General features: G+C 36.8%; 10 protein-coding genes. 7 read left to right on the top strand and 3 right to left on the bottom strand.

The features are described 5' to 3' along the window. Positions 1-65: 65 nt before the first annotated feature. The 4 genes from dnaA (at position 66) to QM481_RS07700 (ending at position 6,472) form a co-directional block, all read left to right on the top strand. The gene (gene dnaA, locus QM481_RS07715; RefSeq protein ID WP_166549145.1) at positions 66-1,496 is read left to right on the top strand and encodes a chromosomal replication initiator protein DnaA; all 1,431 of its coding nucleotides are present in this window, start codon (positions 66-68) and stop codon (positions 1,494-1,496) included. Between the two features lie 162 nt (positions 1,497-1,658). Continuing rightward, positions 1,659-1,982 (top strand): hypothetical protein, encoded by a 324-nt coding sequence (locus QM481_RS07710; RefSeq protein WP_283381314.1) that lies wholly within the window; start codon positions 1,659-1,661, stop codon positions 1,980-1,982. Between the two features lie 214 nt (positions 1,983-2,196). After that, complete coding sequence (pheS, locus tag QM481_RS07705; protein ID WP_166549143.1) at positions 2,197-3,234, top strand: phenylalanine--tRNA ligase subunit alpha; 1,038 nt, start codon at positions 2,197-2,199, stop codon at positions 3,232-3,234. Positions 3,235-3,502: 268 nt separating this feature from the next. Then, on the top strand, positions 3,503-6,472 hold the full coding sequence (locus QM481_RS07700; protein WP_283381313.1) for a glycosyltransferase family 117 protein: 2,970 nt from the start codon (positions 3,503-3,505) through the stop codon (positions 6,470-6,472). Positions 6,473-6,701: 229 nt separating this feature from the next. Here the strand turns inward: QM481_RS07700 and dnaJ are convergent, their stop codons facing one another. From dnaJ to QM481_RS07685, 3 genes are all read right to left on the bottom strand, one after another. After that, positions 6,702-7,859: a molecular chaperone DnaJ gene (gene dnaJ, locus QM481_RS07695; protein ID WP_176464397.1), complete on the bottom strand. Its 1,158-nt coding sequence runs from the start codon at positions 7,857-7,859 to the stop codon at positions 6,702-6,704. A gap of 45 nt (positions 7,860-7,904) precedes the next feature. Then, the gene (locus tag QM481_RS07690) at positions 7,905-8,453 is read right to left on the bottom strand and encodes a nucleotide exchange factor GrpE (protein WP_166549141.1); all 549 of its coding nucleotides are present in this window, start codon (positions 8,451-8,453) and stop codon (positions 7,905-7,907) included. Between the two features lie 145 nt (positions 8,454-8,598). After that, positions 8,599-12,573, bottom strand: a complete 3,975-nt coding sequence (locus tag QM481_RS07685) for a sialate O-acetylesterase (protein ID WP_283381312.1) — start codon at positions 12,571-12,573, stop codon at positions 8,599-8,601. A gap of 259 nt (positions 12,574-12,832) precedes the next feature. On the opposite strand from QM481_RS07685, the gene queG reads away from it, so the two are divergent. The 3 genes from queG to QM481_RS07670 are packed head-to-tail and all read left to right on the top strand — an operon-like array spanning position 12,833 to position 14,772. Continuing rightward, positions 12,833-13,774 (top strand): tRNA epoxyqueuosine(34) reductase QueG, encoded by a 942-nt coding sequence (gene queG, locus QM481_RS07680; protein WP_283381311.1) that lies wholly within the window; start codon positions 12,833-12,835, stop codon positions 13,772-13,774. A gap of 58 nt (positions 13,775-13,832) precedes the next feature. Beyond that, entirely contained in the window at positions 13,833-14,288 is a 456-nt protein-coding gene (locus tag QM481_RS07675) for a helix-turn-helix domain-containing protein (protein WP_166549138.1), read from the top strand. Next, complete coding sequence (locus QM481_RS07670; protein ID WP_283381310.1) at positions 14,260-14,772, top strand: PIN domain-containing protein; 513 nt, start codon at positions 14,260-14,262, stop codon at positions 14,770-14,772. Before QM481_RS07675 ends, QM481_RS07670 begins: the two co-directional genes overlap by 29 nt. The last annotated feature ends 128 nt before the right edge of the window (positions 14,773-14,900 follow it).

Here is a 14,900-nt window from a genome sequence, read left to right as displayed (position 1 = left end):
TAACTACCAGAGGTTTGTGTATAGGACATCTGATTTCGCCATTATTTTAAAAATTTACCCCAACCATGCAAACCGAAACAAGGCAAGTGTGGGCTAAGTGCCTCGAAATTATTCGTCAAGAAGTCAATGAACAGAGCTTCAAGACGTGGTTCGAACCCATAGTTCCTCTTCGAATTCAACATAACACATTGACCATACAAGTCCCAAGCCAGTTTTTTTATGAATGGCTTGAGGAAAATTATGTACATGCCCTACGCAAAGCTATTGATTACACTTTGGGTCGTCAGGGGATGCTTGAGTATTCTATTATCGTAGATAAAGGCGATCGAAAGAATCCTCCTATTGCTTTAAATGTACCTAATCAGAAAAGTACTACACCACCACCAGTACAGAGACGTCCTGAGCCAACAATTTACGAAAGTCCATTTCAATTAAAGGACTTGGATTCTTTGGAGTTGGATTCTTACTTAAATCCACATTATGCGTTCGACAATTTTGTAGAAGGAGACTGTAACCGTTTGGGACGCTCGGCAGGTTTGGCTGTGGCACAACGCCCTGGCGTTACGTCATTTAACCCTTTGATGATTTATGGTGGAGTAGGTTTGGGAAAAACACACTTGATTCAAGCGATAGGGAACTATATTAAAAGCACACAATCTAACAAATTTGTGTTGTATGTGTCTTCTGAAAAATTTGTCAATCAATTCATCAATGCGATTCGTAATAATACCTTGCAAGCATTTACGAATTTCTATATGCAGATTGATGTATTGATTTTGGATGACGTTCAGTTTTTAGCAGGAAAAGAAAAAACGCAAGAGTCGTTTTTCCACATATTCAACCACTTGCATCAATCAGGTAAGCAAATTATTATGTCTTCTGACCGCCCTCCTCGTGATTTGGCGGGTATGCAAGACCGTTTGCTTTCTCGTTTTAAGTGGGGGTTGACAGCAGATTTGCAACAGCCTGATTTTGAGACTCGTATTGCCATTATTCAAAAGAAATTGCAGGCAGATGGCATTTATATCAAAGATGAAGTTATTGAATATTTGGCTCATAGTGTAGACACCAACGTACGTGAATTAGAAGGTGTGATTGTTTCGTTGATGGCGCATGCCTCTTTGAATCGTCGTGAAATTGATATGGATTTGGCTCGTACTACCTTGAAAAACATTGTAGTCGATAACGAAAAAGAAATTACGGTAGACAATATTTTTGATGCGATTATTGCTCATTTTGACGTCACAATGACCGATTTGAAAGGTAAAAGCCGTAAAAAGGAAATTGTATTTCCACGTCAGGTAGCCATGTATTTGATGAAGGAGTTTACCAATTTACCTTTGAAATCTATCGGTTATCATTTTGGTGGTCGTGATCATAGTACTGTTATTCATGCTGTGCAAAATATCAGCGTGCTCATTGATTCTGATAAAGATGTAGAAGGTAGAATTCAGAAGTTATATAAGCATTTCAATCGTGTGAGAGTTCGAGCATAAGATTGAAATCTAAGACATAGACAAAAAGCTCATTATCAGACTTGGTGATGAGCTTTTTGTTTTGTTATGATTTGGTTTTATGGACGATTGATGATTAATTTGTTATATAGTTAATAATATGCTCTAGAACGTACTCAATCGACTCAACCTAATTGAACTTATATGATGAACGCTCTCCCTTCAAAAAAGTATTTTACTAAAACGTTCCTATTAGTTTTTAGTATATCAATGCTCGGAAATGGTACAGCAATTTATGCTTCCGAGGAAGCTCCTCCAGTTTTAGCAGTCGAAAAATTTATGGATAATCCTAAAAAGAAACTTAGGATAAAATTGGTATTTAGTGAGGAAGAGAAAGATTCTACTGCTAAGAAGAAAAGCGTATTTGCAAAAGTGAAAGGACTGGTAGATGCAATCCTGAATTTTTCGGATAACCCTCCTGTGCGTTTAAAAGTTGGCTATGATACAGACAAAACGAAGAAGCAATAGAAGATTCACCTAATTTTAATTTATTTCAGAACACGAATGCTTCGCTACTCATAACTTCTATTGACATTTTCGAAAAACCTCCTATTAAAACCTCGTTGCTTCGGCTTAAATTATTAATTTTGCAGACCCATTGTACTGGCTTGAATCAATTAGCGATGCAGATTCAAGATTTTGGGATTCGAACAAAGCCATTTACTTAAGATATTTAGAATAAATGCAAGAGAAAATTCAAGAAATACATCAGCAGGTTGATGCTTTCGTGATTGAAAACAAAGACCAGCTAGAGGCATTCCGCATAGGATACGTAGGGCGTAAGAGTGTTATTGGCGAGCTTTTCGATGGACTAAAAAATGTAGCAGCCGAACAGCGTAGAGAAATTGGTCAGCAATTGAATGGCCTCAAAGACTTTGCTCAGAACAAATTTAACGAGATGCAAGCTTTGCTTGAGGCTTCTTCTGAGAATGCAGTTAGTATTGAGTTTGACTTGACATTGCCTGTTGTTCCTCAAGAGAATGGTACTTTGCATCCATTGAATGTAGTTCGTGCAAGAATTATCGAAATCTTCGAGAAAATGGGCTTCAACGTTTCTGACGGTCCTGAAATCGAAACTGATTTCTATAATTTTACAGCCTTAAATTTTGCAGAAAATCACCCTGCTCGTGAGATGCAAGATACTTTCTTTATTGAGAAAAAAGGTGGAAATGTAGCAGATGATGTATTGTTGCGTACACATACATCAAACGTACAGATTCGGTTGATGCAGCAAAAACAACCTCCATTACGCTCGATTATGCCAGGCCGTGTATATCGTAATGAAGCTATTTCGGCACGTGCACACTGTTTGTTTCATCAAGTAGAAGGTTTATATATTGATAAAAATGTTGGTTTTAAAGACCTGAAAGATACGCTTTATCACTTTGCCAAAGAAATGTTCGGTAAAGATACAAAAGTACGTTATCGTCCTTCATATTTCCCTTTTACAGAGCCTTCAGCTGAAATCGATATTTCTTGCTTGATTTGTAAAGGAGTTGGTTGTAACGTTTGTAAATACACTGGATGGGTAGAAATTGCTGGTTCGGGTATGGTAGATCCTAATGTATTAGAAAACTGTGGTATCGATTCGAAAGAATATACAGGTTTTGCTTTTGGGATGGGTATTGAACGTATCACCATGCTAAAATATGGTATAAAAGACTTAAGATTATTTACCGAGAACGACGTACGATTCCTGCGCCAGTTTGAAGGTGTCTAAATGTCTTCAGAAAGACCTCACAGACAACTCTCTGTGAGGTCTTTTGTTGTTTAGACGGTTGAAATAATTGAATAATGAGCCACTTCAGATAATCATTTCTTTTGGAAAAGCTGACATTAAACAGTCATTTTAACACATTTTAACTAAACTAAAAGTAAATACACCGGCCTATTTTGCTATTTTTGACTTTGAAAGGCGAAATATTCCGTTTGCACAATACTGTCGGATACAGTATTCATAGACTCTAAAACAGATAAAGTATCTCCTAATGAACAACTTTAAAAAGATTAACGACTTAGTTGGTTGGGCCGTTTTTGTTATTTCATTAATTGTATTCGCTGCAACTGTAGAAAGAACAGCTTCTTTCTGGGATTGCGGTGAATTCATTGCTTGTGCTTACAAGCTTCAAGTTCCACACCCTCCTGGGGCACCATTATTCCTCTTGTTGGGTCGATTATTTTCCCTTTTTGCAGCAGGTGATGTATTGCAGGTAGCCTATTGGGTAAACATGTTATCGGTAGTTTCGAGTGCCTTGACTATTTTGTTTATGCACTGGACTATTGTGTTGATTGGTAGAAAAGTTCTTAACAAGCGATTTGAAGAACTGACTTTCAACGAAGCACTTATTTTGTTAAGCTCAGGTGTTGTTGGTTCATTAGCTTATGCTTTTTCAGATACGTTCTGGTTCTCTGCAGTAGAGGCCGAAGTATATGCCATGTCATCATTCTTTACAGCTTTGGTAGTATGGGCAGCATTTAAATTGGAAATCATTGAGGATGAAGTTACGGCTAACCGTTGGTTGATTTTGATTGCTTATATCGTTGGTTTATCAATCGGAGTTCACTTATTGAACTTGGTTACGGTTCCAGCGTTAGCGTTGTTATACTATTTCAAAAAATATCCAAAACCTACTTACCTTGGCGGGTTCGCTTCTATTTTTGCGGGTTTGGTTATCTTAGGAGTTATCAACTCTGGAATTATCCCTGGACTTCCATCAATTGCATTCAGTTTTGAATTAGGAATGGTAAATGGCATGGGAATGCCATACGGTTCTGGCGTTGTGGTATTCTTAATTTTGTTTATCGGAGTTATGGTAGGCGGAATTGCCTATTCTCAGAAGAAAAACAAGGTTAATTTGAATATCGGTATGTTGGCGTTGTCATTCGTATTAATTGGTTATTTGTCTTATACTTTGGCATTGGTTCGTTCAAATTATAATACACCAATCAACGAAAATGACCCAAGCAATATCCTCAACTTCTTGAAATATTTGCGTCGTGAGCAATATGGAGACCGTTCATTGTTGTTTGGCCCTATCTATACAGCAGAGGTTGAAAGTGTAGAGCAAGGAGCTCCTGTTTACAAAATGCAGGATGGCAAATATGTGGTATATGATCACAAGCAAAAAGTAACGTATTCAAAAGATGGTCAGATGCTTTTCCCACGTATCTATTCTAGTTCACCACAACACGTTGAATTATATCGAGAAATGTTGGGTATTCCAGAAGGACAAAAACCGAGCTTTGGGGATAACTTAAAATTCATGTTCTCGCATCAAATGGGACACATGTATATGCGTTATTTGCTGTGGAACTTTGTAGGACGCGAAAGCGACATTCAAGATGCTGGAGTGATTGACTATACCCGAAAAGGAGCTTTACCAGAGCTTTTGGCTACTAACAAAGCAAGAAATAATTACTTCTATCTTCCTTTAATTTTAGGACTATTAGGTTTCTATCTTTTATATCGTAAAAACGAAAAAGATTTCTTGGTAACAATTCTAATGTTCTTACTGACAGGTTTGGCATTGGTTGTATTCCTAAACTCACCGCCAACAGAACCACGTGAACGTGACTATATTTATGTAGGTTCGTTCTATTTCTTTGCTATCTGGATTGGTTTGGGGGTAATGCAATTAGCAGAATGGTTGTCGAAATTCTTTAAAAACGGAGCTTCAAGTGGTATTGCAGCTACAGCGCTTTCTGCGATTGTTCCTGTGATATTGATTCAGCAAAACTGGGATGACCACGATAGAAATCATCGTTATCACCAAGTAGATTTCGCAAGAAACATGTTGAACTCTTGTGCGCCAAATGCTATATTATTTACAGGAGGTGACAACGATACATTCCCATTATGGTATGTTCAAGAGGTGGAAGGTTTCCGTACAGACGTGCGAGTATGTAACTTGTCGTTGTTGGGTACTGATTGGTACATTGACCAAATGAAACGTAAGACTTACGAGTCACAAGCTTTACCGATTTCTTTGACAAAAGATCGTTTCTTAGAAGGTGTAAATGACCAAATCTTGTTCTACGAAAACCCTAATGTAAAAACAGGTATCAATTTGCAAGAATACATGAAGTTGGTGAAGGATGATAACCCAGCGATTAAAGTTCCATTGCAAGATGGTTCTATGATTAATACAATGCCTTCAGAAACTGTATTCCTTCCTGTGAATGTAGATCAAGTGAAAAAATCAGGTATTGTTCCAAAAGAAATGGATCCGTTCTTGACAGATCAAATTAGCTGGAGTGTGGGTAAAGGCGGTATTATGAAACCTGAATTGATTCAATTAGACATTATTGCACAGAATGCTGCTCAGGGTTGGAAACGCCCAATTTACTTTGCAACAACATTGGCAAGCAGTAGCTATTTGAATATGAAAGAGTTTATGCAGTTGGAAGGTTATGCGTATCGTTTGATGCCATTCAAGGTTCCTGGTGCTAAAGACGGTTTCGTGAATACAGATATCATGTATAACAACATGACAACCAAAATGGCTTGGCGTGATTTGGATAATCCTCAAACGTATTATCATTCAGACTTCTATTTGGAAGTACCAGTAGTTACAGCTCGCTTGAGCTTCTTAAGATTGGTAGACCAATTGGTACGTGAAGGTAAATTGCAAAAAGCAAAACAAGCGTTGGATTATGAAATGAAGGTAATGCCTGACAAGACTATTCCTTACGATCAGTTGAGTGCTAATTATGTAGCCTTATACTTGGCGGTTGGAGATAAGAAAACGGCTCTTCAAATTGCAGATACCATGATGAATCGTAATAATAAAGCTCTAGAATATTACTTGACTGAACGTCGTGGTAGCGATACTAGAGAGATTCAGACAGCCTTGTACGAAATGCAAATTATCGTAAATGGCTTGAAAGAAGCTAAAATGCCTGAAGCAGCAAAATATGAACAAATGTTCAATAGTCAGCTGCAGAGAGCTAGCTCATAGTTATGTTTGAATGTTAAGTTTTAGTTTAAAAGCTTGCAAGTCAGAATTTTATCTAAAAATTATATTGTAGAATTGATATAAAAAGCGTGATTTAGTGTTAAAGCTAAATCACGCTTTTTTGATGCTTAAGGTTGTATTATGTCGCTTATTGTTTTACGTGGTTCGTAGCAACGAAAAAGGGTTCAACAACAGACTTGTTATTGAACCCTTTTTCTTAAAAACTTATCAATTAATTAAAAAAGTCTTTCATTTTTTCGAAGAAAGATTTTTCACCTTTACTTGGCTTTGGTGCAAAGTTTGGTGAATTTTTTAATTTTTCAAGAATATCTGTTTCTTCTTTACTCAGTGTTTTTGGAGTCCAAATATTCACATGGATAAGTTGATCACCTGTACCATATCCATTGATTTCTTTGATACCTTTTCCTTTTAGTCGTAAAATTTTACCCCCTTGAGTACCTGCTTCAACTGATATACGAGCTTTACCTCCGATCGTTGGAACTTCTACAGAAGTACCTAATGCTGCATCAGCAAAGTTGAGATACAATTCATAAATGACATTGTTACCATCGCGGTGTAAAATTTCGTGAGGCTCTTCTTCTATTACAATCAATAAATCACCTGCTACACCACCGCGAGGAGGTACGTTACCTTTGCCACCCATCGACAACTGCATACCTTCGGCTACACCAGCAGGAATTTTGATTGGAATGATTTCTTCTTCAAGTACACGACCTTCACCAAAACAAACCTCGCAACGAGTTTTGATCATCTTGCCTTCGCCATTACAAGTAGGACAAGTAGAGGTAGTTACCATTTGTCCTAGCATAGTTTGTTGAACACGGCGAACCTGACCCGAACCTCCACATGTTTGACAGCCTTGTACTTCTGTACCATTTTTGGCACCATTACCAGTACAAGCTTTACAAGTCACGTGGCGTTTTACCTTGATTTTTTTCTCAACACCATTCGCTACTTCTTCAAGGTTTAATTTTAACTTAATACGAAGGTCAGAACCTTTACGTACTCGGCGACCACCGCCGCCTCCACCGCCAAACATATTGCCAAATGGACTGCCATCACCAAAAATATCTCCAAACTGACTGAAGATATCTTCCATGTTCATACCGCCTCCATAAGCGCCACCACCACCTGCAGCACCACCCATACCTGCGTGTCCGAAACGATCGTATTGCTGACGTTTTTGTTGATTTGATAATACTTCATACGCCTCAGCAGCCTCTTTGAAGCTTTCTTCAGCCTGCTTATCGCCTGGGTTTTTATCTGGGTGATACTTAATCGCAAGCTTACGATACGCTTTTTTGATTTCGTCATCGCTGGCAGTTTTGCTTACGCCAAGTACCTCATAATAATCTCTTTTTGCCATGATTTTATAATAGATAATAATGCCACAGTGGCATTATGTCATGATATGTTAGTTAGCCACTACAACTTTTGCAAATCTAATTACCTTGTCGTTGAGGTAATATCCTTTTTCGATTACATCGAATACTTTACCTTTGTCTTCCTCAGTAGGAGAAGGGAATTGAGTAATAGCTTCATGTAAATCTGGATTAAATACGTCGCCTTTTGCGTCCATTGGCTTCAAGCCTTTGCTCGTAAGCGCATGATTTAGCTTATTGAAAATCAAAGTAACACCTTCCGAAATTTCGCCTTCTTGCGCATTAGCAACCGCTCTTTCGATATCGTCAACCACTGGAAGAATGTCTCTGATAACTCCTTCCGAAGCTGATTGGATCATATCCAATTTTTCTTTCGCAGTACGCTTACGGAAGTTATCAAAGTCAGAATATAATCTGATATATTTATCTTTCAACTCTGCCAATTCGATGGACAAATTCTCTAATTGACTTGCTTCTTTATTTTCTACTTCTGAAGTATTTTCTTCTGTTCCGACTGTCTGATTGTCAGTATCTTGTTGTAAAACTTGTTCTTCCGCCTGTAATTCCTCTTTATTTTCCATATTCAGTGAACTTTTCGCTTTATTTTTAATTTTCTGAAAAATGTTCAATTTTTTTGCCATTTCATGATTTCTGCCAACTTGGCAGATTTAGAGAATCACAAAGTTACGGCTTTTCTCCCGAATGTCAGTTTTCAGGTGAAAAGTTTTAAGGATTCTGAATGAGTTGGAATTTAATCGTGTGCCAGACATTCCCTGATTGACAATTGATAAAGTAATTGCCAGAGGGTAAATGTGATAAATCTAGCTCTTTTTCAACACTTTGATTTAGTTTAATGTTATAGTTTTCACGCCCTAAATAATCTATCACACGAAGTTCTCCCGAATATGGTTTTTCAAACTTTATCACAAACTTCCCATTGTTTGGATTAGGGTAAAGTAGCGTTTTGCTAAAACTAGGATCATCAAACCCCAAAATAACTAGGGTTCTGGCAGTGGCAAAAGCATAATTAGACTCTGAAAAACTTGAAAATGCTTTTATCCGATAACTATAAGAGGTATTAGCTTCAAGTTTAGTATCAGTAAAAGTTAAGGTATTTCCATCGGTTTTTGTCAAGAGTTGGAAATTGCTATTGCCTGAGTCTTTTTCAATTTGATAAGTATTGGTGCCTCCGATATTTTCCCAAGATAAATTAATGCTGAATTCACTTGCCGCTGTGGCTTTCAGCGTTGGAGTATTGAGTAACGCAGGTGTTTTGATTTCGAGCGTTGTGTACGGTGACTCAGTGACCGAGTTCTTACTTTTGATTCGATACTGATATGTTGTATTGGCAGTAAGATTAACATCAGCAAACGAATTTGTTCCAATATTAGGCTGAAGCAAGACCGTATAGTTTGAAGCATCAGGTGTTTTACGCTCCAGTACAAATCCAGTAACATCGGTATCTGATGTTCCCCAATTTATCTGGATGGCATTAAAGTAAGTTGCATTCCCAGTTAATGTTGGAGCTTTAAGAGGATTGAAAGTAAGCGCTGTAATGGAACTGTATGGTGATTCGGAAGTTGCCGAAATAACTTTCGCTTTGATGAAATACTGCGTTTTGTCTTCCAAACCTGTAAAAGATACACTGAGCGTGGTGCCTGAAACAATGTTCTGTTTTAGTAAGGTATTGTTGCCAGCCTTATAGATTTCAATTATATAGCTAGTTGCCGTAGCGATGGCAGACCAAGCGATGTCTAAAGATGTAGCTGTTGCTTTGCTAACTGACAAAACGGGGCTATTTAGAGCATCAACTATCGGAAAATCTTTGAAACTAAAGGCTGATAGACCTAGAGAGTTTTTTAGAAATGGACCATTAAAGGTTGCTCTAGTATCAAAAGTATTGCCACTCGAAGGCATAAAATCTGGAAGATAAGTAAGTGTTTTTGCTGAACTACTAGTATTACTGGTTAGTGTTAAACGGTTTTGGTTTACACTTCCATTACCAATATCAGCCGACGATTTATCGAGATAGAAGTAAAAACGCATTTCATATTTATTACCATTTTGGTCTACATCGTTTGGCCATACGAGCGTTTGTCCTTCGTCAAAAATGACCACAACCTCTTTTTTGTTTGTATCATTATAAAATACTTTCTGCACTTGTGGACTTGTTGAAATACTAGTCTTAGTCGTAGCATACAAGTCATTGTTGATGGTATTCCACAAAGTATTAGCAATTTGCGTGTATCCTTCTAATGAATATTGACCTGTTACACCATCAAAACCATCGTAACCTAAACTTGAAAATACCTTTGTATTGGCGTAGTTATTACCAATAGTTCTTTGAAAATCACGCATTTTTCCAGCATCTTGAACGCCATTATAATAGATATTGCTCTGGAATGTATAAAGAGGAATAGTACTTGGAAAATCGCTTCTCAAGCGTTTATAAAGTTTATCAAATTCACTCGGATATGAAGTGCTGGCGCCACTTCGAGACTCAACCTCTCCTCCCCACCAAAAGGTAGCTTTGATTTGGTTGCCGATTCCAGCTTTTTTAACTCGATACAATAATCGTCCATAAACAGAACTAATATCATCCCCTGTCAAATTGGTTATGTTTTGCTGAGATATAGGAGTTGAGCTGGCAGATTCATTGATAATAGTACTAGGAATACCATATTGTTTAGCCAATTTTCTTTGTAGTTCCAAAGCCCAAACTCCCACTTCTGAACGAACATCACCGCTAATTTTCCATGTCGTATCAGTCAAAGCATAATTTGAATTTGCTTTTGTACCAAATGTGCGACAGTAAGGACTGTAAAAGTTATAGGTTACAGTATTATTTTCGGTATGCCATGCTTTGGCATTTGTTTGTCCCATAACCGTAAAGAAATCACCAGATGCCAAATCGGTTCTTGTGGCCAGAAGGATAGAGTCTGTTCCTGTTACAGCATAAATACTGAAAGCATAAGAAGCTAATTCTGCTTTGATATTTGTTTTTAAACTAAAATCAGTTTTGCTATTATTGTAGCTTAATGACACTTTGCTGTAGCTATAATTGACACTATTTTTTTTGGTTAAAATAGAGACATAATCATATTTTATTGGAGCTTCTTGTAAGGTAGCCTTAACTTCTATCTCCGAAGTATTACTACTATTCCGAGGAAACATTTGTAAGTTTTGAGGAATTTTACTGAAAGAAATCACTGGGTCAGTATTTCCTGGAATCGGGTTTTTAGAATCATAATCTCCAATAGGATATTGATAAAAACTAAGCGCTCGCATACCTAGTTGATTGGTGATGTACGGACCAACGTACGGAAACAAGGGATCCCCTTTGTTGACAATAGGGGGCAAATAATCAATTGTTGTAGAAGAGTTAGTGTTAAATAGGTCTAATAATATAGCGTTTTTGTAAACAGCCCACGATTTTATATGTCCATTTGTCCCATTGAGATACAAAAAATCTACCATCTTCAAACCATTAACATTTTCTGGCCATTTGAGTAACTGACCTTTCTGAAAGACGACGGCAATCTGATTTCTTTGAGGTGTGGTATAATAAGCCTTCTGAATATTTGGCGCAGAAAAGTTGCCATCGTCTGTAGCACCTAGAAAATCCCTTTTATAAAGTCTAAACAATTCTGCTCCATTTTGCTGATATCCTTCTGTTGAGTAATGTAGCCCGTCGAAACCTATGGTGCCTATAGAGGGCACAATATCAATAAGAGAAGGGTTTGTAATGCCAAATTCTCTTTGTTCCTCACGGACAAAGGGTGCATATCCTACAGCATTTTCGATAATATCTATTTGAAAAAGATAGAGCTTTTTTATAGAGGGTAAATCTTGAGCAAGATTAGATAAAATGATATTGAAGAATTTTTTAAAATTACTTCCTTCACCGTAGGCTTCACTTTCTCCTTGTCTATAAATAAATGCTTTCACAGCATTTTGTAAGCCAGCTTTTTGAATACGATATAATAACCTTCCATAGGTATTGGTCAAGTCTGTAGGGTTATCTACAGTACGAAGAGCATGCTGCTGTGCACCACTCCAGTGGGTTCCTCCATTAATAAGACAGGTAGGAATACCATAATTGTCTAATATGAGCTTTTGTAATTCAAATCCCATTGTTCCGACTCCAAATGTGTAAGATTCCTTATTTGAAATGGTCCACAATGTATCTGCGGCATTATAATAAGCTGTATTAAATATGTCTGTAATTTTACCAAAAGTTCTGCAAAAAGGGTTTGTCCGGGAATCGTTAAAAAAGCCTGTCGAATTTGATTGTCCGGTAAGAACAATTACATCGCCTGCAACAACATTTTTTGCTTGGGTAATTAGAGTGGAGTCTCCTGATTTTAATACTTGGTAAATGTAGAAATCATAATTGGATTTTTCGGCTTTGATAAAAATATTCGGGAAGGCAAAATTACCTTGCAGGGAAGAAGATATGTTGATATTTGCTTTTTGGTAAAGATATTTTGCATTATCTCGATTTACTACAACAGAGTAATAATTGGTATTTTGATTAGTTGTTGAGCCTTTTATGGTGATTAGCCCTTGGTTATTGTTGTCTCTTGGATATAACTGATAATCTCTTGGCAATGCCGAAAAGTTGGTAGTTCCAATAACCTGTCCTATAGAACTTAATGAATATAGCAGTACTATAGATAGGAGTAATAAACTTCGTTTCATACAATTGATAATTTTATACACTAGATAAATATTATTGATAAAGACATCTTTTGTTCGAGAAAAGATGTTTCTAGAACAAAAAAAAGAAATTCTGACACTAGCTTCTACGCTAGAATGGAGCAGTAAGAGACATGAAATAATTATTCAGATAGTATTAGAGATAACTGTAATTTTGTCAAAATTACAGATTGTAGCCTGATTTTTCAAGTTTCATAATTCCAAACTACCTTTGTGATAGAACAAACAGGCTTTTGACATTATGAATCAACTTCAACAACATCATACTCAACTCATCAAAGAGCAAGCAAAATTGCTTGGATTTGATTTTTGTGGAGTCTCAAAAGCTACTTTTTTGGAAGAAGAGGCACCCCGATTAGAAAAGTGGTTAAACAATAATTACCATGGTGCGATGACCTACATGGAAAATCACTTCGATAAACGTCTTGACCCGCGTTTGTTGGTCGATGATGCTAAGTCAGTGGTGTCGTTGCTTTATAATTATTACCCAGAGGAAAAACTTTCTGAAAAGGAGGAAGACTATAAAATCTCCAAGTATGCTTACGGAATGGACTATCACTTTGTGATAAAAGACAAACTAAAGCAGTTGCTTGACTTTATTCACGAGAGCATAGGTGAGGTAGGAGGGCGTGCTTTTGTTGATTCGGCTCCTGTGATGGATAAAGCATGGGCCAAAAAATCAGGTTTAGGTTGGGTTGGTAAAAATGCCAATCTGATCAACAAAGGTCACGGTAGCTTTTTCTTTATTGCAGAACTCATTATTGATTTGGAATTAGAGCCTGATGGTCCTGTCAAAGATTTTTGCGGTACTTGCAAACGCTGTATAGAAGCTTGTCCGACCGAGGCAATCGTAGAACCTTATGTGGTTAATGGTTCAAAATGCATTAGCTATTTTACGATTGAACTCAAAGACGCAATTCCCATCGAAATGAAAGGCAAATTTGATAATTGGATGTTTGGTTGTGATGTTTGCCAAGATGTTTGTCCTTGGAATCGTTTTTCAAAACCACATAAAGAACCCCTTTTTAACCTACACCCCGACTTGAAAGATTTTACCAATAAAGATTGGGAAGAAATCACCACAGAGGTTTTTAACCAAGTGTTTAAAAAATCACCAGTTAAGAGAACTAAACTAGAGGGACTAAAAAGGAATATTGATTTTATTGGATGGAATGAGAAGTAGGAAAATTAATTTCGTTTATTTCGAATATTTCGTTTATTTTGTTTAAAATTATACAATTATGTTAGTATTAGACGAAATAAAGATACCTACAAAGCTAGAACAATTAGTAGCCATCAAATCCTATTTGTCTTTAGCATCTGTTGTTGAGACTATCAGGTCAGAGCAAACAGAAATAGAAATAGAAGAAACAAAATCCAAAATTTCAATTCCAGTCAGTGCTTTAAAAATGCTTGGTGATATACTCAAAGCTATGGGAGAAGGAAAATCTATTTCTATTATTCCTGTATCTCATGAAGTGACAACTCAAAGAGCAGCGGAAATACTGGGATGCTCTAGGCCACATTTTGTGAAAATATTAGAAGAAGGGAAAATACCTTTTACTAAAGTTGGAAAACATCGTAGAATCTTACTTGAAGATGTTTTACAGTTTAAAGCGTCCATGAAAGAGGAACAGAAAAAACACCTAATTGAAATGATGAACCTAGATGAAGAAATTGGACTTTATGATTCATAATATAAGAACTAAAGCAGTTTTGGATACAAATGTTATCTACCCTATCATAATAAGAGATATATTATTTTGGTTTGCACACTATGATTTATTTACTCCCAAATGGACAAAGCATATATTTGAAGAGTGGTCAAATGTTATGTTGAGAAAAGGTCTAACTGTAGAACAAGCACAAAATAGAATAGCACGAGCACATCTCGCATTTCCAGATGCCTTGGTCGAGCATTATGAGATGTTGATAGAAACATTGTCGCTCCCCGATCCGAATGATTGTCATGTATTGGCAGCGGCTATTAAGGCAAAAGCCCAAGTAATTGTTACGAATAATAAAAAAGACTTTCCTAGTGACTATCTTGAGCAATTTGGAACAAAGGTTTTATCTGCGGATGAGTTTCTAGAAAATATCATCGAACTTAATCCTGACGTTTGCTTAGTCGCTTTCTTAGAAATGCTCAAGTATAAAAAAAAATCCACCACTACAAGCTAAAGATATTTTACATCAATTAGAAAAAGTTTATTTGCCAAATACAGTTAAGAGGCTAGAGATGTTACTCGAAACACATTCTTCAGAATAAAATAAGGCACAAAAAAAAGCAACAATCCAAGGGAAAGTTG

The organism is Flectobacillus rivi, from assembly GCF_030056655.1.
Classification (GTDB): Bacteria; Bacteroidota; Bacteroidia; order Cytophagales; family Spirosomataceae; genus Flectobacillus; species Flectobacillus rivi.
The sequence above is the reverse complement of the archived record's forward strand: the minus strand, read 5'-3'. Positions and strand labels throughout refer to the sequence as shown.